Origin of the sequence: Pseudomonas peli, from assembly GCF_050563605.1 — a bacterium.
Classification (GTDB): domain Bacteria; phylum Pseudomonadota; class Gammaproteobacteria; order Pseudomonadales; family Pseudomonadaceae; genus Aquipseudomonas; species Aquipseudomonas peli_A.
Map to the genome: position 1 here is coordinate 1 of NZ_JBNXUH010000025.1, position 22,850 is coordinate 22,850.

Below are 22,850 nucleotides of genomic sequence, written 5' to 3' on the forward strand. Positions count from 1 at the left end.
ATCGTCGCCTTCGAGGTGGCCATGTTCGTCGTTGAGCTGCTTGAAATGGTCCAGATCGATCAGAGCCAGGGAGATCGGCGTGCGCTCGCGCTGCGCCACTGCCAGCTCACGGGCAAAGAATTCGTCGAGATAGCGGCGGTTGTACAACCCGGTCAGCGGGTCACACAGCGCCTGCTCCTGCAGTTGCTCGTGCAGGTTGGTGATGGTGCGCAGGCGCTCCTCGCTCAGGGCCAGGGCTTCGGCCAATTTCAACTCGCTGAGATGACGCTGGGTGACATCGCGCAGGTAGAGCATCTGCCCCAACACCAAGGTGCCGCGATGGGTCACCCGCTCGATGGCGCGGATACGCACTTCGAAGTAGCGCGCCGAGTTGGCCAGGGTCAGCAGTTGTTCCTGCTCACCGTGGTTGTGCCGGCTGAGCAACTGCTGCAAGTCGGCACCCAGAATCGGCCAGTCCTCTAGCTGTCGGCCCTGCCAGCCGCTGCGCAAGCTGGCCAGCTTCAATGCCGCCGGGTTAGCCTCGATCACCCGCAGCTGCGCATCGACCACCAGCACCGGATCGAGCAACGCATCCAGCAATAGATGGCGAGCCACAGGCAGCAGGTCGAACAGGCGCACGCCGACGATCAGCCAGGCAAAGGCCACCAGGGTAAAGGCGAAACTGAAGGGCGTCGGGTCAAAGCCAAATAGCATCCAGCCGAACACCACATAGCTGATATTGGCGACCCAGGGCACCGCCGTGACAAAGACAAAGGCCAAGTAATGCCGCCGATGAACGCCATAACTGACGATCGCCGCACGCAGCACCACGCCCATGCAGAAGGTCATAAACAGGTAGACATAAGCGGCGGCGGCGTAGAACAGCGGCCCATGCTGGTAGCGAATCGGCGCGCCCGGCTCATCACTGAGCGGCGCGGTACCTGCGCCGTAGAACAGGCCATGCCAGGGGTTGCTCAGGGCCATCAGCCAGATCAGCACCGGCACCACGGCCAACCCTAGCGCGCTGCGCAGCGGCAGCGGTTGCCGCACGCTGTTGACGTATTGCCAGAGGAAGATCGCCCAGAAGGTGGGCACTACAAGAATCCCCGGCCAGGCCATGGTGGCCCAGAACACCTTGCACTGCGCGCCTTGCGCAGCCATTTCCAGGCTCGCGGCAAGCAACCACCAGAGGCTCGCCAGGTGCAGCACGATAAAACTCTCGCGCCCCGGAAAATAGCGCTGACGCGTAACCCAGTGAGCCAACAGCAACACACCGATGCAGACCACAGAAGTCAGAATCACCGGCCCACTGAGCGCCCAGCCGGAATCACCGCAGGCATTCATCGGTAGGGCACTGCCAAGGAAAACGGCTCGGCGCGTTTGCCAATCGAGCCTGGCAAACGCACGGGAATCACCCGAAGACGGGTCGCAGTAGAAATACGCAAGGGCCTTCCTGACCTCAAACGCCAATCAATTGAAGATGCCAACCATACTGCAAAATTCGTTAGGCAGCTGGGCTTTATTTCTGCTAACAGGCTCTATTCAGCACTCGGCCGGCGCAACAGACTGACCGCCATCAGCGCCAGCAAGCCCACGCCCAGCAGCAGCACCAGCCACAAGCCCCAGCGTTTCCAGTTGCTCTCACCAGCCGCTGCCTGCTCTTGCTGCGCCAGGTTATCAGCCTGCAATTGTGCCTCGGCCGTGCCCAGTTGCTGCAGGCGCTGCGGTTGATAGCCAGGAATCAGCGTAGTCAACGGCAAGGCGGCCGACGTTGCACCTGCCCGCCCCAGCGCCAACCGATAGGGCGGACTGCCGCGCTGGAGAAACACCAGCTGGGTGGCACGCACCGCTACCGCGATCTGCGGCGGTTCGACGCCCAGGCCGCCACCCCGTTCATCCACCTGCAGACGCAATTGCTGCACCGCCCAGCCCGGCAACGGCAGTTCATCCTGACGGATTTCCACGCCATTTTCTGGCAGCCGATAGAGCAAGCCCTGAGCCAGTGATTGCCAAGCGCCTTTGGCTTCGCTGCGGCCACTGACGCGGATCGGCGCCAGGCTGTTGGCCTGCGTGAGTTCGACCTTGAGCCGTTCCAGCGGCAAGGCCAGGGGCAGTTGCCACTGATATTCGCCATCCGGGCTGCGCGTCGCCGCCAGCGGCTGCGACCACACCAGCGGTGCTGGCACGCTGTCACTACGCTGGCTGCGCAGGCTGGCCGCCGTTAGTTGCGGTGCTTGTTGCGGGCTTTGCCAGAGCAGGCGCAGGTAGCGCGCCTTGCGCCCCGGCAGCTCGACCTGGCGCTGTTCGACACGCTCGCCATCAAACGACAGACGCGCTAATTGGCCACTGCCCCAGGGCTGCCAGTCTTGCAGGTCATCACTGGCTTCGATGCTAAAACGCTGAAAACCTTCCTGGCCGCCGCTCCAGTCCAGTTGCAGATGCACCAACGGCTCTTGCAGTGCGCTGGCATCCAGCAGCCAACCACGCAGCAAGGCTGGTTTGTCTGAGGAGTCCGCCTCATCGAGCAGCTCGATCAGCGTGCCGCTGGTGCTGCGCTGTACCCGTAGGCTGGGTGTGGCGCTGCTGTCGCCTTGCTCGGCATACAGCGGAAACCACTTAACAGCCTGCACCTGCTGGCTGTCACGCGACTCGCCCTGCCCCGCTACCAAGGCGTAGGCCAAGGCCTGGCCTTCGGCGTTGAACACCCGCAGGTCACGCAAATCGCCATATCGCGCAGCGAAATGCAACGCCATAGGCACATCCAAGCGATACCAGGGGCCTTCGCCACTGAGGCTCAGCGGCAGCTGCACGGCATAGTCCGCAGGCTGCTCCTGCGCCAGGGCTGGCGTACTGCACAACAGGCCAAGCAACGCAGCGCTGCCCACTCGGTGAATTAAACGACTGATCATGCTTGCTCCTGCGGCTGTTGCGCATCCGCCTTGCGTGCCGGCAAGGGGGCGAAATAGCCCACCACCAGCAGCAACACGCCCACTCCAATAAACGACACGATGCGCTCCAGGCCACCGCGATTACCCAATTCGACGAAGAACAGCTTGGCCACCACCAGGGCGATCAACGCCGCACCGATCAGCCACAGCTCGCGCCGACCACGACGATTGCCGAGGACCATCAGCGGCAGGGCGATCAGCGTCCAGACGATCGACAGCCCGGCCTGCACCAGCATCGAATCGAGCAGCGCATCCAACTGATAAGGCACGCCGCCCCAATGATGAGCGGTGCGCATCACCATCGCGGTCAGCAGGGCGAACAGCGAAGCCCCCGCCACGGCCTGAGTCAGCCACTGACTGCGCACGGCGTCCACGCCCAGCTCGGCCAACCCCATGCGCGCCCAGGCGAACACCGCGCCAAGGGCAAACAGCAGGCCCAGCTCCAGCGGGTTGAGCAGCGGCAGGTAGGCCAGCGGTTCAGCGTCGCCGGCACTGACCACGTTGGCCAGCCAGAACCAGCCCAGCATCAGTAGCGCCAGCGGGGCCGCAGCCAGCAAGCGGTATTCCCGTGGATAGGCCGCCAGCGGCCATGGCCAGCGGCGTGGCAGCGCCATCAGCCACAAATAGGCACTTGGCAGCAGCGCCCAGCCCAGCCAGCGCCAGGCGTTGTAATGCTCCGATAGCGCCAGCAGCAGGTAGCGCAATTCCAGCGCCAGTACACCCAACAGCAACCAGCAGCCCAGCACATGGGCCGCGCTCAGTGCACCCGCTGGCAACTGTGCAGCCAGACGCCGTAGCGCCCAGAAGTGCACGGCGAACAGCAGCGCCCAGGCAAGCCAGCCGAACTGCGCCGCGGGGTGATAGTGCAGGTGCCAGGCGTGCAGCAACACCACACCGGCCAGCGGTGTCAGCAGGCAGCACAGCAGCGCCAATTCCGACCAGTGTGTGCGCGGCGCAAGGAATGCAGCCAAGGCGACGCTGGCCGCCAACACCGCAAGCAAGGCGCCGCTCTGCCATTCAGCGGCGACAAAGCGCAGCACTTCACTGCTCAGCGCCAGCGCCCACCAGGCCGCGCCCCATACCAGCAGCAGTTGCGCCAGGCCAAGCAAACTGAAATTGCCAAGGGCGCTGGACGCCTCGCGACGGGCCAGCTGTTGCAAGCGCCAGGCGCCGACCAAAGCGGCCATGCCGAGTACCAGCGGCGTCCAGAAATCCATATGGGCCAGCGGCCGAAGCCCCTCGGCCGAGAGCTGACCGAACAGCAGCGGGCTGACTGCGAGAAACACCAGCCCCGCCAGCACCTGCAACAACAGGCCGAAGACAAAACTGGCGCGTTGCTGCAGATGCAAACTGAGCCAGATGATCAGCAGCCCGCTGCCGCCCCATACCGCGCTGGCCGTGGCCCAAGGCAGCACAAACAGCACCGCCAGATTGAGAAACACCAGCCCGACCAGCAGCACCACTGACAAGCCACGCAGCAGGCGGCGATCAGCGCCCACCTGCGGATCACGGGCGGCCAGCAGCATGCCGGCGATCAGGCCAAAGCCGATCAGCGAGGAGGTCAGCAAGCCCTGCCAACCGGCAGAGAAGCCGCCCATGCCGGTGGCCGCATTGCCGGCCATGTCCAGCATAAATACCAGACCACCGAGCAACTGCACGGCAAAGGCGCTGAACAGGAAACTCCGCGCCTGTAGGCGCAAACCCAGCCACAGCGTCAGCAGGCCGGCCAGCGCCCAGCTGATCGCCGTGCCCTGGGCGGCAAACAGCAATGGCGCAATCAGATAGAGGAACGCCAACCCAGCACAGGCCAGCAGCGGCAGCCCACGCACTTCCCAGCTGCTGGCGTGCTCGGTGTTTTGGCGCAACTGCCAGTAACTGAACAGCAAGGCCACGCCAAGCATCAACGCGCCCAGCGGCGCACCATCCAGCAGGGTCAGCTCGCCGCCGCGCAGGCCGATGGCAAACGCCAGCGCTGCGCCAAACTGCAGCAGCAAGGCAAACGCCCGCGCCAGGCTGCGCTGCTGACGCAGGCCAAGCCAGAAGATACCCGCGCCTTCCACCGCCCAGGCGGCCGAGGTCCAGCGGGCATCCAGGCCCAAGGGAATCGCCAGGCTGCCGAACACCACACCCAGCGCCAGGCAGGTTTCCACTAGCAGTACAGCGCGATCACCGGTGCGGCCGACCAGCATCCGTGCCAGCAGCAGATAGAACAGCCCCAGCGCCAGCGCACTGAACGCGGCGGCAAACTCGATGTGCTGCACCAGCGCAAACTGCAGACCAAAACCCACCAGCGGCGGACCGAACAGCACAGTGGCATCGATGTAGTCGCCCTTGCGCGCCGCCCAGCGCAGCAGCGCATCGCGATCCTCGGGCGCGTCCAGAGCCTCACGCAGCTTGCGCCGGGCAAATAGCAGACCGATGGCCACATACATCAGGAAGAACAGAATCAGGAACGGCTCAGTGCTCCACAGCAGCTCCGGCTTGTAGGAGCGAATGCCCCAGGCGAAACCGATGCCGAAGGTGCCGACAAAACCAATCAGGTTGAGCAGGCGCCAGGCCTTGAACCAGGCGATGGCAAAGATCCCGGCGTTGAGCAGGGCGAAGTAGCTGAACAGCGCCACATGATTGCCGCTGCCGGTAGACGTCAGGATCGGCGCGGCAAAACCGCCCAAAGCCGCTGCAGCCGCAAGGCCCAGGGCATTCTGCTTGACCGCCAGAATCGCCGAAAACACCGTCACCAGCACCAGCAAGCCCAGCGCCACGCCGGGGTCCAGCAACGGATGCAGGCGCATGGCGGCAAACACCGTCAGGTACAACACGGCAATCCCGGTGCCCTGCAGCATCAATGCATAGTTGGGGTTACGCAGACGCAGCCACCAGCCCAGAGCCAACAGCGCCACGGCGCTGGCGGCGACGCTGGCATAACGCAACTCCACTGGCACCACCACGCCTTCGGTGGCGTAACGCAGCAGGAAGGCCAGACCGAGAAACAGCAGCACCACACCGACGCGCAGCACTGTATTACCGCCCAGCAACCAGTCCTTGGCCGCAGTAAAACCTCGCTCAAGCAGAGTTGGCTGACGCGGTTCGGCAGGTTTCCATGGCTTAGCGGGAGGCGGCTTGATCGGCGCGGCGGCCGGTTCGGCCGTAGCCTGCATAGGTGCGACAGGCTCAGGAGCAGGTTCCGGCAGGACAAAATCCAGGGTCCAGTCCAGTTCAGGCTGGGCCGCCTGGGCAGCGACTATAGGCTCCGGTGCAGGCTCGGCAACAGGGTTGACCGGCTGCGGCGCTGGCGGCGCCTCAGGGGCTGGTGTGGCGCCCTGCTCCAACTTGAGCAAACGCTCATATAGCGCCGCAGTGCCCTGCTCGAAGCGCAGGGAAAAGGCCTTGAGCTGCGCCATCAGCGCGGCATTCTCGCGCTCCAGCCCATGCAGCTTGAGCGCCTGACCAAGGCCCAGACCAATCAGGGCACCCAGCAGCGAGGCTGTCAGCGTCTCATCCGCCAAGGCCCCGAGCACCAAGCCCACCAGCATGAAAATCCATTGCATGCAGCGCCTTCCTATTCAGCTAAACCCGAACATCCTGTTGCCCGGCACCCGGCGCGAACTGCGCAGCAGTATAGGAGCCTGACCGGGGCATACCCAGAGAGACGAATGCCGCACGCATCACAGCACAACAAGAAATTGTGCCAGCCACAACAGCACAAATTATGACCAGCCGGCAGATAGTCATTCACAAACGCCGCAAGGCCGCTATCATCGCGCGCCGCATAACTGATGCATGCCTGCTCCGATGAAAAACAACCTGATTGCCGCCGCCGAACTCGACCGCCTGGAAACCTGGGCCAAATACACCGCTGATATGTGCCACAGCTGCATGTCCAGCTGTTGCACGCTGCCGGTCGAGGCGCGCCTGAACGACCTGATTCGCATCGGCGTGGTCGATGAGTTCGAACGCAGCGAGCCACTGAAGAACATCGCCAAGCGCTTGCAGAAAGACGGCATCGTCGAACGCTTCCATCAGAAGTCAGGCATCTTCACCCTGACCCGCATGAGCAATAACGACTGCTACTACCTCGATCGCAAAACCCGTCTGTGCACCATCTACGAAAAGCGCCCGGATACCTGCCGCAACCACCCGAAGATCGGCCCACGCCCAGGCTATTGCGCGTACAAGCCGAAGAGCTAAGTTACGGGATTGAGCTGCCAGCAAGCCTCGTGCAAGCTGGGCGGCATGGATAACGCCGACTTCCCCGATGACGCCCAGCAGACCGAGCGCACCCGCGCCACGGTGATGCGTTATCACTACAGCTGGAAAGACCGCGACCTCGACGCGGTGATGGCGCTGTATCACCCCGATATCCAGTACCACGACTTCTTCCAGCAGCGCTGCATGGGCTTTGCCGAGCTGCGCGAGTACGTGCGCAACAACCTGCCGCGCCAGCCCGGTGAAGCCCTGGAGCACACAGACCGCATCCGCATCGACGGCCATACCGCATTTATCCAGTACCGCATCAGCCTGCACGGCAGTGGCGGCCTGCTGGCGTTTCGCACCGGCGAGGCGATTACCGTGCGTGACGGGCTGATCTGGCGCATCCATGAATACGCCACGTTGATGCGCGAAGAACGCGAGCAGTCCTCTAGCACTGACTCCCGCCCGGCCCTTAGCCGCCTAGGCCTCAGTGCCCGCCAGCTGGGCCTGTTGGCGCAGGACCTGGAAGACTACATGCAGCGCGCCCAGGCCTACCTCGACCCGCAGCTGAGCCTGCAACAGGTCGCCGCGACCACCGGTTACAGCCGCAACCAGATCTCCCACCTGCTCAACCAGGTGCTCGGCCAAAGCTTCTACCGCTATATCAACCACAAGCGCTTGCAGCACCTGCTCGCCAGCCTGGAGGCCGGCAACGACCTGCAGCGCATCGATGAGCTGGCCTTCGCCGCCGGGTTCAATTCGCTCTCGGCGTTCTACAGCTGCTTCCGCCGGCACACCGGCATGTCGCCCAAGGCCTACCTCAAACAAATTTCCTTGCGGGCACGCACACAAGACAAGCCCTGATCGACCTCCTAGTCTCTGCGCATCGCATAGTGATTGACTGCCGGAGATCGACGATGAGCCCATGGCGCTCCCTCAGCCTGTGGATGGATCAGCTGGACGAACCGCTGACCGCCCGCCCCGCGCTGACCGAAGACCTGCACGCCGATGTAGCCATTATCGGCGCGGGCTATACCGGCCTGTGGACCGCCTACTACCTCAAGCGCAAAGCACCACAGCTGCGCATCGTCATCCTCGAAGGCGAGATTGCCGGCTTCGGCGCCTCCGGGCGCAACGGCGGCTGGCTGATGGGCAACCTGCTCGGCCAGGATCACCTGCTCGCCGACCAGCCCAGCGCAGCGCGGCAGAGCGCCTATGCCCTGCTGCACGGCATTCCCGATGAAGTCGCCAGCGTGCTACAGCGCGAACAGATCGCCTGCGATTACCGCAAAGCCGGCGTGCTGTATTGCGCCGCGCGCTACCCCGAGCAGCTGACCAGCCTGCGCCAGCACCTGGCTGAGTTACGCGACCTGGGTCTGGATGAAAACGACTACCGCTGGTTGACGCCCTTCGATCTAGGCAAACAGCTGCAGCTGGCCAACGCCTTCGGCGCGATTTACACGCCGCACTGCGCGACCATTCAACCAGCCAAACTGGTGCGCGGTCTGGCGCGCTGCGTGGCCGCTATGGGCGTCGAGCTGTATGAGCAGAGCCGGGTTATCGACTGGCAAACCGGCCTGGTGCGCACCGCCGGCGGCAGCGTGCGCGCCGACTGGATCGTCCCGGCCGTGGAAGGCTATGCCGCCAGCCTGCCGCCCCTGGGCAACCATCAGTTACCGGTACAAAGCCTGCTGGTGGCCACCGAGCCGCTGCCCAAAGAAGTCTGGGCCGACATTGGCCTGGAGCGCGGTCAGGCCTTCAGCGAGAACAGTCGCCAGGTGACCTACGGCCAGCGCAGCGCCGACGACCGGCTGGTGTTTGGCGCCCGTGGCGGCTATCGCTTTGGCGGCCAACTGCGCCACGACTTCAACCTCAGTGAGGACGAGCGCGACCTGCGCCGCTACCTGTTTGGCGAGCTGTTCCCGCAACTCAAGCAAGTACGCATCACCCACGCCTGGGGCGGCAACCTCGGCATGGCGCGGCGTTTTCGCCCGCACATGCTGGTGGACCGCCGCAACGGCATCGCGTTGTCCGGCGGTTACGGCGGCGAAGGCGTCGGCGCCAGTAACCTCGGCGGACGCACCCTGGCCGACTTGATTCTCGACCAGCAGAGCGAGCTGACCCGCCAACCCTGGGTGCTAGGCGACCAGCCGATCAACCGCCTGCCGCGCTGGGAGCCGGAACCCCTGCGCTGGCTCGGCTACAACGCGATCATCCAGAGCTTTGTGCATGAGGACCGTGTGCTGGCCAACCCAGACAGCGCGCCCTGGCGGCGCAAGCTGGCCAGCAGCCTGGCCGGCACCATGGAAAAATTCATGCGTTAACGGAGAGTTTCATGAGCATCGAACACTTCAAGAACACCGCCCAACTACCCCTGCCGGACGTCAACCCGGTCGCCGTCCCGCTCAGCGAGCCGGTCGCTATAACCAGCAGCCAGGGCATCGAACACGCCGACGGCATCGCAGCCGGCATCTGGGAATGCACACCCGGGCGTTGGCGCCGGCAGATCGCCCAGCAGGAGTTCTGCCACTTTATCGCCGGGCGCTGCACCTTCACCCCGGATGGCGGCGAGCCCATGCAGATCCAGGCCGGCGATGCCCTGCTAATGCCGGCCAACACCTTCGGCGTGTGGGACATCACGGAAACCGTGCGCAAGAGCTTCGTCTTACTGAAATAACTCGGCCCAGCGCAGACCAATGCCTTTCACTTGCTACTGCCACTTCGACAACACCGATAAAAACGATGAGGTACTCCCATGCTGAAGAAATTGCTTCCTCTGCTGCTGCTCAGCAGCGTCAGCCAGGCTGCAGAAACCGTGCGCATCTACAACTGGACCGACTACATCGCCCCGGACACCCTCAAGCACTTCGAGCAAAGCAGCGGCATCAGCAGCCACTACGATGTGTACGACAGCAATGAAACCCTCGACGCCAAGCTAATGGCCGGGCGCTCGGGCTATGACGTGGTGTTCCCGTCCAACCACTATATGGCCCGGCAGATTCAGGGTGGCGCACTGAAGAAGCTCGACAAGAGTCGCCTACCCGGTTGGAACAACCTCAACCCGATTCTGATGAAGGCCCTGGAAACCAACGACCCCGGCAACCAATACGGCTTCCCCTACCTGTGGGGCAGCACCGGCATCGGCTACAACGTCGCCAAGGTGCGCGAAGTGCTCGGCGAAGATGTGCCGCTCGACTCCTGGGACCTGATCTTCAAGCCCGAATACCTGGCCAAGCTCAGCCAGTGCGGCGTGGCGATTCTCGACAACGGCCCGGAACTGCTGCCCATCGCCTTGCATTACCTGGGGCTGCCGCACCACAGCCAGAACCTTGAGGACTACAAGAAGGCCGAAGCGCTGCTGCTGGAGATGCGCAAGAACGTGCGCTATTTCCACTCATCCAAATACGTCGGCGACCTGGCCAATGGCGATATCTGCATGGCCGTGGGCTTCTCCGGCGACATCATGCAAGCCGGCAACCGCGCCACTGAGGCGAACAACGGTATCAGCATCAACTACGTGATCCCCAAGGAAGGGACGCCGATCTGGTTTGACATGGTCACCATGCCCGCCGACAGCAACAACGAGCAGGCCGCCTATGCCTTTATGAACTACCTGCTGCAGCCCCAGGTGATCGCGCAGATCACCAACTACGTGCAATACGCCAACGGCAACAGCGCCGCCGACACCCTGGTCGACCCCAAGCTGAAAGCCGATGCCACGGTCTACCCGCCGCAGGACGCGATGGACAACCTCTACGCCCTGGAAGCCATGCCCCTGAAGATCGACCGCGTACGCACGCGCATCTGGAGCAAGGTCAAAAGCGGGATCTGAGTCTGAATCAGTTTTACAGACAATAAAAAAGCCCCCGCAGGCTCTCGCCGGCGGGGGCTTTTTAGTCAGCTAGAACTGGATCAGTTCTTGGCTTTCTTAGCAGCGCGGGTGCGCTCGCCTTCGTCGAGGATCTTCTTACGCAGACGGATCGACTTCGGCGTAACTTCACACAGCTCGTCGTCCTGGATGAATTCCAGAGCCTGTTCCAGGGTGAATTTCACCGGTGGAACCAGAGCGATGGTTTCGTCCTTACCGGAAGCACGCATGTTGTCGAGCTTCTTGCCTTTGGTTGGGTTAACGCCCATGTCGTTGTCGCGGCTGTTCAGACCGACGATCTGGCCGTTGTAGATCTCTTGACCGTGCTCGACGAACAGCTTGCCACGCGCCTGCAGGGTTTCCAGGGAGTAGGTCAGCGCCTTGCCGGTTTCTACCGATACCAGTACACCGTTCTGACGGCCGGACATGTCGCCGGACTTCATGGTGTCGTAGCGATCGAAGATCGAGGTCAGGATGCCAGCACCGTTGGTCAGGGTCAGGAACTGGTTACGGAAACCGATCAGACCACGAGCAGGGATGTTGTATTCCAGACGCACACGGCCTTTGCCATCCGGCACCATGTTGGTCAGGTCGCCCTTACGCAGGCCCATCTCTTCCATGACCTTGCCCTGGGACTCTTCCGGGGTGTCGATGGTGACGTTTTCGAAGGGTTCCTGCTTCACGCCGTCGACCGTACGGATGATTACTTCCGGACGACCAACACCCATTTCGAAGCCTTCGCGACGCATGGTTTCGATCAGTACCGAGAGGTGCAGCTCACCACGGCCGGAGACTTTGAACTTGTCAGCGCTGTCGCCTTCTTCAACACGCAGGGCCACGTTGTACAGCAGCTCTTTGTCCAGACGCTCTTTGATGTTGCGGCTGGTAACGAACTTGCCTTCTTTACCGCAGAACGGCGAATCGTTGACCTGGAAGGTCATGGATACGGTCGGCTCGTCGACGGTCAGCGGGGTCATCGCTTCAACATGGTTGATGTCGCACAGGGTGTCGGAGATGAACAGCGAGTCCATGCCGCTGACGCAGACGATGTCACCGGCGGTGGCTTCTTCAACGTCGATGCGGTGCAGGCCGTGGTGACCCATCAGCTTGAGGATACGACCGTTGCGCTTCTTGCCGTCAGCATCGATGGCGACCACCGGGGTGTTCGGCTTAACGCGACCACGGGCGATACGGCCAACGCCGATAATGCCGAGGAAGCTGTTGTAGTCCAGTGCGGAGATTTGCATCTGGAACGGACCATCGACATCAACCTGCGGGGACGGCACGTTGTCGACGATGGACTGGTACAGCGGGGTCATGTCTTCAGCCATGTCGGTGTGATCCAGACCGGCAATGCCGTTCAGGGCCGAGGCGTAGACGACTTTGAAGTCCAGCTGCTCTTCGGTGGCACCGAGGTTGTCAAACAGGTCGAAGATCTGGTCCAGAACCCAGTCCGGACGCGCGCCTGGACGGTCAACCTTGTTGATCACCACGATTGGACGCAGGCCGGCTTCGAAGGCCTTCTTGGTCACGAAGCGGGTTTGCGGCATCGGGCCGTCTTGGGCGTCGACCAGCAGCAGCACGGAGTCAACCATCGACATCACGCGCTCAACTTCACCGCCGAAGTCGGCGTGGCCGGGGGTGTCGACGATGTTGATGTGGTAGCCGTTCCAGTTGATCGCGGTGTTCTTGGCGAGAATGGTAATACCGCGCTCTTTTTCCTGGTCGTTGCTGTCCATCACGCGCTCGTCGTTGAGCTCGTTGCGCTCAAGGGTGCCGGACTGGCGCAGAAGTTTGTCTACCAGGGTGGTCTTACCATGGTCAACGTGGGCAATGATGGCGATGTTGCGTAGATTTTCGATCACGTGTGTATCTCGATCAGAGGATTCGGTGTGCCGCTTATTCTAGGCGGCGAGTATTAACTAATTGCGATTTCTGCCAGGCGGCGTACGAGCGCTGTGGCTGTTACGCCGCCTGTGGGTCGGGAGGGCGATGGCGGATACTGCCGCCATTCAACCCGGGCGTTTTATGCCGGACGATAAACGCGCACATTGGCATGCCCCTCACTCAGCAAGTGGTGGGCATGCAAACGACTCATCACACCTTTATCGCAATACAACAGGTACTGGCGCGCCTCATCCAGCTCCTTGAACTTGCTGTTCAAGGCATAGAACGGCAGCGCTTGCACTTCGATGCCGGGCAGCTCAAGGGGCTGATCTTCGGCGCTATCGGGGTGGCGGATGTCGATGATGACATGACCGGCCAGGGCTTCAGTGACTTCCTCGATCTGCACGTCCTTGCCCAGCTCGTCGATCACTTTGTCTATCGGCAGCAGGGTCGCGCGCTCCAGGGCACGCTCGAGGATAGCCATATCGAACTGATTTTCTTCATGCTCGATGCGCAGCTTCTTCGCCTTGGTGGTCGGGTTGACCGAAATCACCCCGCAATATTCCGGCATATGTTTGGCGAACTCGGCGGTGCCGATGCGCGTGGCTGTGTCGATGATGTCCTGTTTATGACTGGCGAGCAGTGGGCGCAGCACCAGCATGTCGGTGGCTGAATCGATCACCGCGAGGTTCGGCAGGGTCTGGCTAGAGACCTGGGAAATCGCCTCACCGGTGACCAGCGCATCAATCTGCAGGCGCTCGGCCATGCGCGTGGAGGCGCGCAGCATCATGCGCTTGAGGATCACGCCCATCTGGCTGTTGTCGACCTTGCCGAGAATCTCGCCCAGCACCTCCTCAAACGGCACGCTGATAAACAGGACGCGCTGCGAGCTGCCGAACTTCTGCCAGAGGTAGTGCGCCACTTCCATCACACCCAGCTCGTGGGCACGGCCGCCAAGGTTGAAGAAGCAGAAATGGGTGATCAGGCCGCGCCGCATCATTTGGTAAGCGGCGACGGTGGAGTCAAAACCGCCGCTCATCAGTACCAGGGTCTGCTCCAGCGAGCCGAGCGGATAACCGCCCAGGCCTTCGTGCTGATGATGGATAACGAACAGGCGCTGGTCGCGGATCTCCATACGCACGATGACGTCGGGATCCTTCAGCGAGATGCCGGCCGCGCCGCACTGCTGGCGCAACTGGCTGCCAACATAGCGCTCAACATCCATGGAGCTGAATGTGTGCTTGCCGGCGCGCTTACAGCGCACGGCGAAGATCTTGCCCGGCAGCTGATCGGCGAAGTGCAGCTTGCACTTTTCCAGTACGTCGTCGAAATCACCCAGCGGGTATTCATCGACCTGCAGGAAATGAGTGATGCCCGGCGTGCAGCTCAGGCGCTCTATCATCGCCTGCAGGGTTTTCGGCTCACTGATCTGGGTTTCGACTTCCAGGTTGTCCCACACACCGCTGACCTGCAGCTGTGGATCGAACTCACGCAAAACCGAACGAATGTTCTTCGCCAGCTGCCGGATAAAGTGCTTACGCACCGGCCGACTTTTAATGGTGATTTCTGGGAAGACTTTAACGATCAGTTTCATGAAAACAGTGAGTGCCGAGGCCGCGAAAAAACAGGGGCGCGGATTATAGCGGAAATTGCTCACGCTTTGATCAAAAATCCTCACACGCTCAAAGCGCGCACCATTTAAGAGCGCGCAACAAATATTGCGACCCATAACGGTGCAAATATTTCCCAGGCAGCGCCGCGCAGCCCCCGCCAGCCCTGAGTTTCAGGGCTTACACCCATTCCTGTGCACTGGCATGCAATTTGCTCCCTTGTGAGGCAGGATGCCCTGGCGGAGTATGCCGCGGCCGTACCGTACTATTGAGGGCTCACGATTCGAGCCTTATCCACCTGGAGGACAGCATGTCGAAGTCGATTCAACTTATTAAAGAACACGACGTGAAGTGGGTTGACCTGCGCTTCACCGACACCAAGGGCAAACAGCACCACGTGACCATGCCGGCACGCGATGCGCTGGACGACGAGTTCTTCGAAGTCGGCAAAATGTTCGACGGCTCCTCCATCCATGGCTGGAAAGGCATCGAAGCCTCCGACATGATCCTGCTGCCGGTTGACGATACCGCCGTACTGGATCCGTTCACCGAAGAGCCAACCCTGATCATCGTTTGCGACATCATCGAGCCAAGCACCATGCAAGGCTACGATCGTGACCCGCGTTCGATCGCCAAGCGCGCTGAAGAGTTCCTGAAAACCACCGGTATCGGTGACACCGTATTCGTCGGCCCAGAGCCTGAGTTCTTCATCTTCGACGAAGTGAAGTTCAAGTCCGACATCTCCGGTTCGATGTTCAAGATCTTCTCCGAGCAGGCGTCCTGGAACACCGACGCTGACATAGAAGGCGGCAACAAGGGCCACCGCCCAGCCGTCAAAGGTGGCTACTTCCCAGTTCCGCCGTGCGACCACGACCACGAAATCCGTACTGCCATGTGTAATGCCATGGAAGAAATGGGCCTGGTCATCGAAGTTCACCACCACGAAGTGGCGACTGCCGGGCAGAACGAAATCGGCGTGAAGTTCAACACCCTGGTTGCCAAGGCTGACGAAGTTCAAACCCTGAAGTACTGCGTACACAACGTGGCCGATGCCTACGGCAAAACCGCGACCTTTATGCCGAAGCCGCTGTACGGCGACAACGGTTCGGGCATGCACGTACACATGTCCATCTCCAAAGATGGCAAGAACACCTTCGCTGGCGAAGGCTATGCCGGCCTGTCCGACACCGCCCTGTACTTCATCGGCGGCATCATCAAGCACGGTAAAGCACTGAACGGCTTCACCAACCCGTCGACCAACTCCTACAAGCGTCTGGTCCCAGGTTTCGAAGCTCCAGTAATGCTGGCCTACTCGGCCCGTAACCGTTCGGCTTCGATCCGTATTCCTTACGTGTCGAGCCCGAAAGCCCGCCGTATTGAAGCGCGCTTCCCGGATCCAGCTGCCAACCCGTACCTGGCCTTCGCCGCCCTGCTGATGGCTGGTATCGACGGCATCCAGAACAAGATCCACCCTGGCGATGCTGCCGACAAGAACCTCTACGACCTGCCGCCAGAAGAAGGCAAGCTGATCCCGCAAGTGTGCGGCAGCCTGAAAGAAGCTCTGGAAGAGCTGGATAAAGGCCGTGCGTTCCTGACTAAAGGCGGCGTGTTCTCCGACGACTTCATCGACGCTTACCTCGAGCTGAAGAGCGAAGAAGAAATCAAAGTACGCACCTTCGTACACCCGCTGGAATACGACCTGTACTACAGCGTCTAATCCCGCACGCAATACAAGAGGCCACCTTCGGGTGGCCTTTTTGCGTTTAGCGGCAGACGCAAGCCGCCTTTCACCCCGCTGTTATCTGCGCTGGTACACGCGCAGCCATCAACGCGCTTGCCAGAGCACGAAACGAGTGCAAGGCTTAGGGCATCTAATCGGGAGAGTCAGGAATGCGCCCTTTACTCATCTGCCTGCTGCTGAGCCTGGCGTTGCCGGCCAGTGCACAGATCTACAAATACACCGACGCCAATGGCAACACGGTATTCACCGACCAGCCGCCGGAAGGCCAGGCGACGCAGAATGTCGAGCTGCCGAAAACCAATAGCGTGTCGATGCCAGTACCCAGCCTGCCCGCGACAACAACTCCAGACACCGCCGACAGCGCGGCGCCTTACAGCACACTGCAGCTGACCGGCATCCCCGACGATGAAGCCATGCGCGCCAACAACGGCACCTTCAGCGTTGGCGTGGACATTCAGCCGCGCCTGGCCAACAACCATCGCCTACGCCTGCTACTCGACGGCAAGCCATACGGCCAGCCGAGCAACGTACCGCGCCTGCAAATAAGCAATGCCGACCGTGGCGAGCACAGCTTGGCCGTGGAAGTACTCAGCGGCGAGCAATCGATCCAGCAGAGCGCCACTGCCACCTTTACCGTGCAGCGGGTCAATACCAGCAGCCCAGCCCTGCGTCCGCCGCCACCAAAACCTACGCCCAAGCCAACACCCAAACCGGCCCCTTGATCCATGCGCAATCTGCTGTTTTGCAGCCTGATGCTGCTCGCTCTACCTGCCTTCGCGCAGGTCTACACCTATATAGATAGCGAAGGGAATCGCGTCTTCACCGACAAACCGCGGTCGGGCGACGCCGAGCGCGTCGAACTGGCGCCCAGCAATTCGATGCCGACCATCCAGACGCAAACCGCGCCAGTTATTGAAGCACCACCTGAACCCAGCCAGCGCTACAGCCTGCTGCGTATTCTGGTGCCGCAGCCTGACGCGACCATCCGTGACAGCGCCGGCAACCTGATTGTCAGCATCAACAGCGAACCGAAACTTTTCCCCCAGCACAGCTATCGCCTGCTACTGGACGGCGTACAGGTGGGCGAAGCGGGTAGCAGCCCGGTATTCCCGCTGGAGAATATCGACCGCGGCACCCACCAACTGGCGGTGGAAATCATCGACCAGCAGGGCCGCATCATCGAACGCACCCCCACTCAGCCGTTCCATATGCTGCGCATCTCCCTGGCGCAGAAGCGCATGGTCAATCCCTGCAAGAAGACCGATTACGGCGTGCGCCCGGAGTGTCCACTCAAGGACAAGCCGCCGGAAAAGAAAGATATTCCCTTCGTGCCATTTATCTAAATTGGCCATGCGCACCAAAGCAGTGCGCTTATTGCCCGGCATTTCTATACTCTCCCTGTTTTGGGTCGCCGCGCGCGACCCAGCTGCGCTGAAAAGCAGCTAATTCCCGGCATCCCACGGCCAAACACGCTTCTTTTCGGGGCTTTGGTTTGCTTCTTGCATTTTCCAGCTGCATTGCTGGAACCCAAGGGTCTGCTGACATCCCATATGATCATCAACGACGCACTGCACCGCCTGCTGCTGGACAACCTGACCACTGCCACGCTGCTGCTCAACGACGACCTGCGTCTTGAGTACATGAACCCGGCAGCGGAGATGCTCCTGGCCGTCAGCGGCCAGCGCAGTCATGGGCAATTCATCAGCGAGCTGTTTACCGAATCCAGCGAAGCGCTGAGCGCACTACGCCAGGCCGTCCAGCACGCCCATCCATTCAACAAGCGTGAAGCGGTGGTGACGTCGGTCAGCGGCCAGACCCTGACCGTCGACTACGCGGTGACACCGGTGCTCAGCAAAGGCGAAACCCTGCTGCTGCTGGAAGTGCATCCGCGCGACCGCCTGCTGCGCATCACCAAGGAAGAGGCGCAGCTGTCCAAGCAGGAAACCACCAAACTGCTGGTGCGCGGCCTGGCTCACGAAATCAAGAATCCACTCGGCGGCATCCGTGGCGCCGCGCAGCTGCTAGCCCGCGAGCTGCCCGAGGAAAGCCTCAAGGATTACACCAACGTAATCATCGAGGAGGCCGATCGCCTGCGGAACCTGGTCGACCGCATGCTCGGCTCGAACAAACTACCGTCGCTGGCACTGACCAACGTACATGAGGTACTGGAGCGCGTCGGCAGCCTGGTGGAAGCGGAAAGCCAGGGCAGCATCATTCTGGTGCGCGACTACGACCCAAGCATTCCGGATGTGCTGATTGATCGCGAACAGATGATCCAGGCCGTACTGAATATCGTGCGTAACGCCATGCAGGCACTGTCCGGACAAAACGATCTGCGCCTGGGCCGTATCACCCTGCGTACCCGCGCCCTGCGCCAGTTCACTATTGGCCATTGCCGCCATCGCCTGGTGACCAAGATCGAAATCATCGACAACGGCCCGGGCATTCCGCCCGACCTGCAGGAAACCATTTTCTACCCCATGGTCAGCGGGCGTGCCGACGGCACCGGCCTGGGCCTGGCCATTACCCAGAACATCATCAGTCAGCACCAAGGTCTGATCGAGTGCGAGAGCCATCCTGGCCACACCGTGTTCTCGATCTTCCTGCCGCTGGAACAAGGAGTAACTTCGTCATGAGTCGCAGTGAAACCGTCTGGATTGTCGATGACGACCGCTCCATCCGCTGGGTCCTGGAAAAGGCCCTGCAACAGGAAGGCATGACCACCCAGAGCTTCGACAGCGCCGATGGCGTGCTCAGCCGCCTGAGCCGTCAGCAACCCGATGTGATCATTTCCGATATTCGTATGCCGGGGGCCAGCGGCCTTGATCTGCTGGCGCGCATCCGCGAGCTGTACCCGCGCCTGCCGGTGATCATCATGACCGCTCATTCCGACCTGGATAGCGCCGTGGCGTCCTACCAGGGCGGCGCGTTCGAGTACCTGCCCAAGCCATTCGATGTCGACGAAGCGGTGTCGCTGGTCAAGCGCGCCAACATGCATGCGCAGGAGCAGCAGAGCCTGGCTGTGCCGGTCGAGCAGCCACGTACGCCGGAGATCATTGGTGAAGCACCGGCCATGCAGGAGGTGTTCCGCGCCATCGGCCGTCTCTCGCACTCGAATATCACCGTACTGATCAACGGCGAATCCGGCACCGGCAAGGAGCTGGTCGCCCACGCCCTACACCGTCACAGCCCGCGTGCGGCCTCGCCGTTTATCGCCCTGAACATGGCGGCGATCCCCAAGGACCTGATGGAATCCGAGCTGTTCGGCCACGAAAAAGGTGCTTTTACCGGCGCGGCCAACCAGCGACGCGGGCGTTTCGAGCAGGCCGACGGCGGCACGCTGTTCCTCGATGAAATTGGCGATATGCCCGCCGACACCCAGACTCGCCTGTTGCGCGTACTGGCCGATGGCGAGTTTTACCGAGTCGGTGGGCACACCCCGGTCAAAGTGGACGTGCGAATTATCGCCGCCACCCACCAGAACCTGGAAAGCCTGGTACAGGCCGGCAAGTTCCGTGAAGACCTGTTCCACCGCCTCAACGTGATCCGCATTCATATTCCACGGCTGTCGGATCGCCGCGAAGACATCCCGACTCTGGCTCGGCACTTCCTCAGCCGGGCCGCGCTGGAGCTGGCAGTCGAACCCAAGCTGCTGAAAAGCGAAACCGAAGACTACCTGCAGCAGCTGCCGTGGCCGGGCAACGTGCGCCAGCTGGAGAACACCTGCCGTTGGATCACCGTCATGGCTTCGGGTCGTGAGGTGCATGTCGACGACCTGCCGCCGGAGCTGCTCAGCCAGCCGCAGGAAAGCGCACCGGTCAGCAACTGGGAACAGGCACTGCGCCAGTGGGCCGATCAGGCTCTGGGCCGTGGTCAATCCAGCCTGCTGGATACCGCCGTGCCGGCGTTCGAGCGGATCATGATCGAAACCGCCCTCAAGCACACCGCCGGCCGCCGCCGCGACGCCGCCGTGCTGCTGGGCTGGGGCCGCAACACCCTGACCCGCAAGATCAAGGAACTTGGCATGAACGTCGAAAGCGCCGATGACGAGGATAGCGACGACTAAACCGCTCACGCGACGCAGCATGCAAAACGGGCCCGCCAGGGCCCGTTTTTATTTACGCCGCAAACAACTGAAAATGCGCCAGAGCAATGCACCGGCACCGATCAAGTGCACAGCTGCGGTTCACATCCCAGCGCTTGCGTAGCGCCCAACGCGGCCGATAGAAACCCTGAAACCCAGTATTTACGCGGCCCGCAGCCAACGTAATAAAACTGGCACACAGCCTGCATAGACTCAAGTAATCCCAGTTTTGGGGACCTTGGTACAGGCAGGCCGGGGATTCCCCTCTTTTATTGCTCCACCAGGCTGACCACCAGCCGCCAGCGCCCGTCCACCTCCTTAGCGCGCCACTCGCCGCGCAATGGACGGGCTGCCACCACTTTCAGCAACAAATCCCGTCTCTCTCGCTGCAACCGCCAATTGGCCAACTTCCCTTGCACGTGCAACTGGCCTTGCTGCTGGCGACCAAAACTCTGCAGGCGCAGGATAAATACGCCACCGGCATGCTCCTCGCGCGGCACCGGCTCGACGTTAAACCATAGAGCCAGGCCATCATCGAGCACCTCAACGCGATCCAGCCAGAGCGGATCAGGCTGCAACAGCCGGCCAATCATCAAACCGATTAAAAAACCAAACACCGCCAATGAAGCAATCACCCGCACCCACGGACGGGGGCGCGGGTCTGTAGAATGCTGCTCGTCTTCAAGCTCGGAGCCGCGCATGTTTCACGTCATCCTTTTTCAACCGGAAATTCCACCCAATACCGGCAACATTATCAGGCTCTGCGCCAACAGCGGCTGCCACCTGCACCTGATCGAGCCGCTGGGCTTCGAGCTGGATGACAAACGCCTGCGCCGCGCCGGGCTGGATTATCACGAATACGCCACCCTGCAGCGCCACGCTGATCTCGACAGTTGCCTAGCGAGCATCGGCCAGCCACGCGTGTTTGCCTTTACCACCAAGGGTTCGCAAGCGTTCCACCAGGTCAGCTACCAGCCCGGCGATGCTTTCCTGTTCGGCCCGGAAAGCCGCGGCCTGCCGCAGGAAATTCGCGACAGCCTGCCGCCCGAACAACGCCTGCGCCTGCCGATGCGCGAAGGTTGTCGCAGCCTGAACCTGTCCAATACCGTCGCCGTGGCGGTCTATGAAGCCTGGCGTCAGCAGGGTTTTGCCGACGCCCAGTAGCGTCGATCACGCTGAACGGAGCCCATAAAAAAACGCCCCATAGGGCGTTTTTTGTTTCAGCCGCAAACCTTAGTGTGCGGTTGCCGCTTCGCCAGCCTGCTGCATACGCTGCAGTTCCTGGGCGTAGAGGGCGTCGAAGTTCACCGGAGCCAGCATCAGCGCCGGGAACGAACCGCGTACTACCAGGCTGTCCAGGGTTTCACGGGCATAGGGGAAAAGGATGTTCGGGCAGAACGCGCCCAGGGTGTGGCTCATGGAAGCCGCGTCCAGACCCTTGATCAGGAAGATACCGGCCTGCTGCACTTCAGCGATAAAGGCGGTTTCTTCGCCAGTCTTCACGGTTACCGAGAGGGTCAGCACCACTTCGTGGAAGTCGCCATCCAGCGCCTTCTGACGGGTATTGAGGTCCATGGCGACGCTAGGCGCCCACTCCTGACGGAAGATTTCCGGGCTCTTCGGCGCTTCGAAGGACAGGTCACGTACATAGATACGCTGCAGGGAGAATTGCGGGTTTTGTTCGCCCTGAGCGGCGCCGTTGCTAGCTTGTTCTGTCATGGCAAAGCCTTCTTGTCGTTAGGTACGGGTAAACAGGGAATTAAGTCTTGAGCAGCGCGTCGAGCTTGCCGGCGCGCTCCAGAGCGTAAAGGTCATCGCAACCACCCACATGGGTGTCACCGATCCAAATCTGCGGCACCGAGGTCTGCCGCGCCTTGCGGGTCATTTCCGCACGCACATCCGGCTTGCCATCAACCTTGATCTCGTTAAAGGCCACACCTTTATGAGTCAGCAGCTGCTTGGCACGGATGCAGTACGGGCACCAGTCGCTGGAATAGATGACGACAGGCTGCATCTCACTTCACCAGCGGCAGATTGTCACCGCGCCAGCTGGCGACACCGCCAGACAGCTTGGCAGCAGTAAAACCGGCCTTCTTCAGGTCACGGCAGACTGCGCCGGCATGCTGGCCCATAGCGTCGACCACGATCAAGGTCTTGGCCTTGTGCTTGTCCAGCTCAACCATACGCCCAGCGAGCTTTTCGAAGGGAATATTCAGCGCACCGACGATATGCCCGGCGGAAAAATCTTTCTGCCCGCGGATATCCAGCACCACGCCCTGCTCGCTGTTAACCAGTGCGGTCAGCTCGCGGCTGCTTAGGCTCTGCCCGCCCTTACGCGCCTCGGTGAAGATCAGCAGCGCGAGCAGAGTTGCGAACAAACCGCTCAGGACATAGTGGGTAGTGGCAAATTCAATCAAGTTGGCAAGCATTGTGCGGTTCCGGGGCGGTAAAATGTCGGCCAGTATACACAGCCGCACAGGTCGGCCAAACCCCGCCCGGCGGTGACGTTTGCCACACTTGGCCGTAAAATGCCCAGCCTTGT

The 22,850-nt window shown here is 61.5% G+C and carries 20 protein-coding genes; 11 read left to right on the plus strand and 9 right to left on the minus strand.

Annotated elements, in window-relative coordinates; genetic code table 11:
• The 3 genes from ACQ4LH_RS19390 to ACQ4LH_RS19400 form a co-directional block, all read right to left on the minus strand.
• Positions 1-1,323, minus strand: a 1,323-nt coding sequence (locus ACQ4LH_RS19390; RefSeq protein WP_430698688.1) for a histidine kinase N-terminal 7TM domain-containing protein, incomplete at its 3' end; no start/stop codon positions are given.
• Positions 1,324-1,517: 194 nt separating this feature from the next.
• Complete coding sequence (locus ACQ4LH_RS19395) at positions 1,518-2,888, minus strand: DUF3999 domain-containing protein (protein ID WP_430698689.1); 1,371 nt, start codon at positions 2,886-2,888, stop codon at positions 1,518-1,520.
• Positions 2,885-6,475, minus strand: a complete 3,591-nt coding sequence (locus ACQ4LH_RS19400; protein WP_430698690.1) for a DUF2339 domain-containing protein — start codon at positions 6,473-6,475, stop codon at positions 2,885-2,887. Before ACQ4LH_RS19400 ends, ACQ4LH_RS19395 begins: the two co-directional genes overlap by 4 nt.
• A gap of 244 nt (positions 6,476-6,719) precedes the next feature.
• On the opposite strand from ACQ4LH_RS19400, the gene ACQ4LH_RS19405 reads away from it, so the two are divergent.
• The 5 genes from ACQ4LH_RS19405 to ACQ4LH_RS19425 all read left to right on the plus strand — a co-directional run bounded on the left by ACQ4LH_RS19405 (position 6,720) and on the right by ACQ4LH_RS19425 (position 10,950).
• Positions 6,720-7,115 (plus strand): YkgJ family cysteine cluster protein, encoded by a 396-nt coding sequence (locus ACQ4LH_RS19405; RefSeq protein ID WP_090254835.1) that lies wholly within the window; start codon positions 6,720-6,722, stop codon positions 7,113-7,115.
• A 45-nt stretch (positions 7,116-7,160) separates the two neighbouring features.
• On the plus strand, positions 7,161-7,982 hold the full coding sequence (locus ACQ4LH_RS19410; RefSeq protein WP_430698691.1) for a helix-turn-helix domain-containing protein: 822 nt from the start codon (positions 7,161-7,163) through the stop codon (positions 7,980-7,982).
• Positions 7,983-8,035: 53 nt separating this feature from the next.
• Complete coding sequence (locus tag ACQ4LH_RS19415; RefSeq protein WP_430698692.1) at positions 8,036-9,442, plus strand: NAD(P)/FAD-dependent oxidoreductase; 1,407 nt, start codon at positions 8,036-8,038, stop codon at positions 9,440-9,442.
• 11 nt (positions 9,443-9,453) lie between these two features.
• Positions 9,454-9,795 carry a cupin domain-containing protein gene (locus ACQ4LH_RS19420; RefSeq protein ID WP_430698693.1) on the plus strand — a complete coding sequence of 114 codons (342 nt, stop codon included), beginning with the start codon at positions 9,454-9,456 and terminating at the stop codon, positions 9,793-9,795.
• A 78-nt stretch (positions 9,796-9,873) separates the two neighbouring features.
• The gene (locus tag ACQ4LH_RS19425; RefSeq protein ID WP_430698694.1) at positions 9,874-10,950 is read left to right on the plus strand and encodes a polyamine ABC transporter substrate-binding protein; all 1,077 of its coding nucleotides are present in this window, start codon (positions 9,874-9,876) and stop codon (positions 10,948-10,950) included.
• Between the two features lie 80 nt (positions 10,951-11,030).
• On the opposite strand, the gene typA is transcribed toward ACQ4LH_RS19425, so the two are convergent.
• On the minus strand, positions 11,031-12,851 hold the full coding sequence (typA, locus tag ACQ4LH_RS19430; protein WP_430698695.1) for a translational GTPase TypA: 1,821 nt from the start codon (positions 12,849-12,851) through the stop codon (positions 11,031-11,033).
• 161 nt (positions 12,852-13,012) lie between these two features.
• Positions 13,013-14,467: a tRNA uracil 4-sulfurtransferase ThiI gene (gene thiI / locus ACQ4LH_RS19435; RefSeq protein ID WP_430698696.1), complete on the minus strand. Its 1,455-nt coding sequence runs from the start codon at positions 14,465-14,467 to the stop codon at positions 13,013-13,015.
• Between the two features lie 326 nt (positions 14,468-14,793).
• Between thiI and glnA the strand changes: the two genes are divergently transcribed.
• The 5 genes from glnA (at position 14,794) to ntrC (ending at position 20,290) form a co-directional block, all read left to right on the plus strand.
• Positions 14,794-16,200 (plus strand): glutamate--ammonia ligase, encoded by a 1,407-nt coding sequence (gene glnA, locus ACQ4LH_RS19440; protein ID WP_430698697.1) that lies wholly within the window; start codon positions 14,794-14,796, stop codon positions 16,198-16,200.
• Positions 16,201-16,373: 173 nt separating this feature from the next.
• Positions 16,374-16,946 carry a DUF4124 domain-containing protein gene (locus tag ACQ4LH_RS19445; RefSeq protein ID WP_430698698.1) on the plus strand — a complete coding sequence of 191 codons (573 nt, stop codon included), beginning with the start codon at positions 16,374-16,376 and terminating at the stop codon, positions 16,944-16,946.
• A gap of 3 nt (positions 16,947-16,949) precedes the next feature.
• Positions 16,950-17,567 carry a DUF4124 domain-containing protein gene (locus ACQ4LH_RS19450; protein ID WP_430698699.1) on the plus strand — a complete coding sequence of 206 codons (618 nt, stop codon included), beginning with the start codon at positions 16,950-16,952 and terminating at the stop codon, positions 17,565-17,567.
• 207 nt (positions 17,568-17,774) lie between these two features.
• The gene (glnL, locus tag ACQ4LH_RS19455) at positions 17,775-18,860 is read left to right on the plus strand and encodes a nitrogen regulation protein NR(II) (protein ID WP_430698700.1); all 1,086 of its coding nucleotides are present in this window, start codon (positions 17,775-17,777) and stop codon (positions 18,858-18,860) included.
• Positions 18,857-20,290, plus strand: coding sequence for a nitrogen regulation protein NR(I) (ntrC, locus tag ACQ4LH_RS19460; RefSeq protein ID WP_090254813.1), 1,434 nt, complete (start codon positions 18,857-18,859; stop codon positions 20,288-20,290). Before glnL ends, ntrC begins: the two co-directional genes overlap by 4 nt.
• A 287-nt stretch (positions 20,291-20,577) precedes the next feature.
• Here the strand turns inward: ntrC and ACQ4LH_RS19465 are convergent, their stop codons facing one another.
• The gene (locus ACQ4LH_RS19465) at positions 20,578-21,009 is read right to left on the minus strand and encodes a hypothetical protein (protein WP_430698701.1); all 432 of its coding nucleotides are present in this window, start codon (positions 21,007-21,009) and stop codon (positions 20,578-20,580) included.
• Here ACQ4LH_RS19465 and trmL point away from each other — a divergent pair.
• Entirely contained in the window at positions 21,008-21,472 is a 465-nt protein-coding gene (gene trmL, locus ACQ4LH_RS19470) for a tRNA (uridine(34)/cytosine(34)/5-carboxymethylaminomethyluridine(34)-2'-O)-methyltransferase TrmL (RefSeq protein ID WP_339730176.1), read from the plus strand. The two genes, ACQ4LH_RS19465 and trmL, sit on opposite strands and share 2 nt — an antisense overlap.
• A 69-nt stretch (positions 21,473-21,541) precedes the next feature.
• Here trmL and secB read toward each other — a convergent pair whose 3' ends face one another.
• Genes secB through ACQ4LH_RS19485 form a run of 3 tightly spaced genes read right to left on the minus strand, consistent with a single transcriptional unit; the run spans position 21,542 to position 22,737 of the window.
• Entirely contained in the window at positions 21,542-22,027 is a 486-nt protein-coding gene (gene secB / locus ACQ4LH_RS19475; RefSeq protein WP_090254767.1) for a protein-export chaperone SecB, read from the minus strand.
• 40 nt (positions 22,028-22,067) lie between these two features.
• Positions 22,068-22,322: a glutaredoxin 3 gene (gene grxC / locus ACQ4LH_RS19480; protein ID WP_430698702.1), complete on the minus strand. Its 255-nt coding sequence runs from the start codon at positions 22,320-22,322 to the stop codon at positions 22,068-22,070.
• A 1-nt stretch (position 22,323) separates the two neighbouring features.
• Complete coding sequence (locus ACQ4LH_RS19485) at positions 22,324-22,737, minus strand: rhodanese-like domain-containing protein (protein ID WP_339730178.1); 414 nt, start codon at positions 22,735-22,737, stop codon at positions 22,324-22,326.
• Positions 22,738-22,850: the final 113 nt, after the last annotated feature.

What these genes read in the sequence shown, in the direction of transcription:
- glnA (WP_430698697.1), top strand. Translation starts at nt 14,794, where the DNA reads ATGTCGAAGTCGATTCAACTTATTAAAGAACACGACGTGAAGTGGGTT.
- ACQ4LH_RS19410 (WP_430698691.1), top strand. Translation starts at nt 7,161, where the DNA reads ATGGATAACGCCGACTTCCCCGATGACGCCCAGCAGACCGAGCGCACC.
- trmL (WP_339730176.1), top strand. Translation starts at nt 21,008, where the DNA reads ATGTTTCACGTCATCCTTTTTCAACCGGAAATTCCACCCAATACCGGC.
- ACQ4LH_RS19450 (WP_430698699.1), top strand. Translation starts at nt 16,950, where the DNA reads ATGCGCAATCTGCTGTTTTGCAGCCTGATGCTGCTCGCTCTACCTGCC.
- ACQ4LH_RS19400 (WP_430698690.1), bottom strand. Translation starts at nt 6,475, where the DNA reads ATGCAATGGATTTTCATGCTGGTGGGCTTGGTGCTCGGGGCCTTGGCG.
- glnL (WP_430698700.1), top strand. Translation starts at nt 17,775, where the DNA reads ATGATCATCAACGACGCACTGCACCGCCTGCTGCTGGACAACCTGACC.
- ACQ4LH_RS19415 (WP_430698692.1), top strand. Translation starts at nt 8,036, where the DNA reads ATGAGCCCATGGCGCTCCCTCAGCCTGTGGATGGATCAGCTGGACGAA.
- secB (WP_090254767.1), bottom strand. Translation starts at nt 22,027, where the DNA reads ATGACAGAACAAGCTAGCAACGGCGCCGCTCAGGGCGAACAAAACCCG.
- ACQ4LH_RS19445 (WP_430698698.1), top strand. Translation starts at nt 16,374, where the DNA reads ATGCGCCCTTTACTCATCTGCCTGCTGCTGAGCCTGGCGTTGCCGGCC.
- ACQ4LH_RS19485 (WP_339730178.1), bottom strand. Translation starts at nt 22,737, where the DNA reads ATGCTTGCCAACTTGATTGAATTTGCCACTACCCACTATGTCCTGAGC.
- ntrC (WP_090254813.1), top strand. Translation starts at nt 18,857, where the DNA reads ATGAGTCGCAGTGAAACCGTCTGGATTGTCGATGACGACCGCTCCATC.
- ACQ4LH_RS19405 (WP_090254835.1), top strand. Translation starts at nt 6,720, where the DNA reads ATGAAAAACAACCTGATTGCCGCCGCCGAACTCGACCGCCTGGAAACC.
- ACQ4LH_RS19395 (WP_430698689.1), bottom strand. Translation starts at nt 2,888, where the DNA reads ATGATCAGTCGTTTAATTCACCGAGTGGGCAGCGCTGCGTTGCTTGGC.
- ACQ4LH_RS19465 (WP_430698701.1), bottom strand. Translation starts at nt 21,009, where the DNA reads ATGCGCGGCTCCGAGCTTGAAGACGAGCAGCATTCTACAGACCCGCGC.
- ACQ4LH_RS19420 (WP_430698693.1), top strand. Translation starts at nt 9,454, where the DNA reads ATGAGCATCGAACACTTCAAGAACACCGCCCAACTACCCCTGCCGGAC.
- thiI (WP_430698696.1), bottom strand. Translation starts at nt 14,467, where the DNA reads ATGAAACTGATCGTTAAAGTCTTCCCAGAAATCACCATTAAAAGTCGG.
- grxC (WP_430698702.1), bottom strand. Translation starts at nt 22,322, where the DNA reads ATGCAGCCTGTCGTCATCTATTCCAGCGACTGGTGCCCGTACTGCATC.
- ACQ4LH_RS19425 (WP_430698694.1), top strand. Translation starts at nt 9,874, where the DNA reads ATGCTGAAGAAATTGCTTCCTCTGCTGCTGCTCAGCAGCGTCAGCCAG.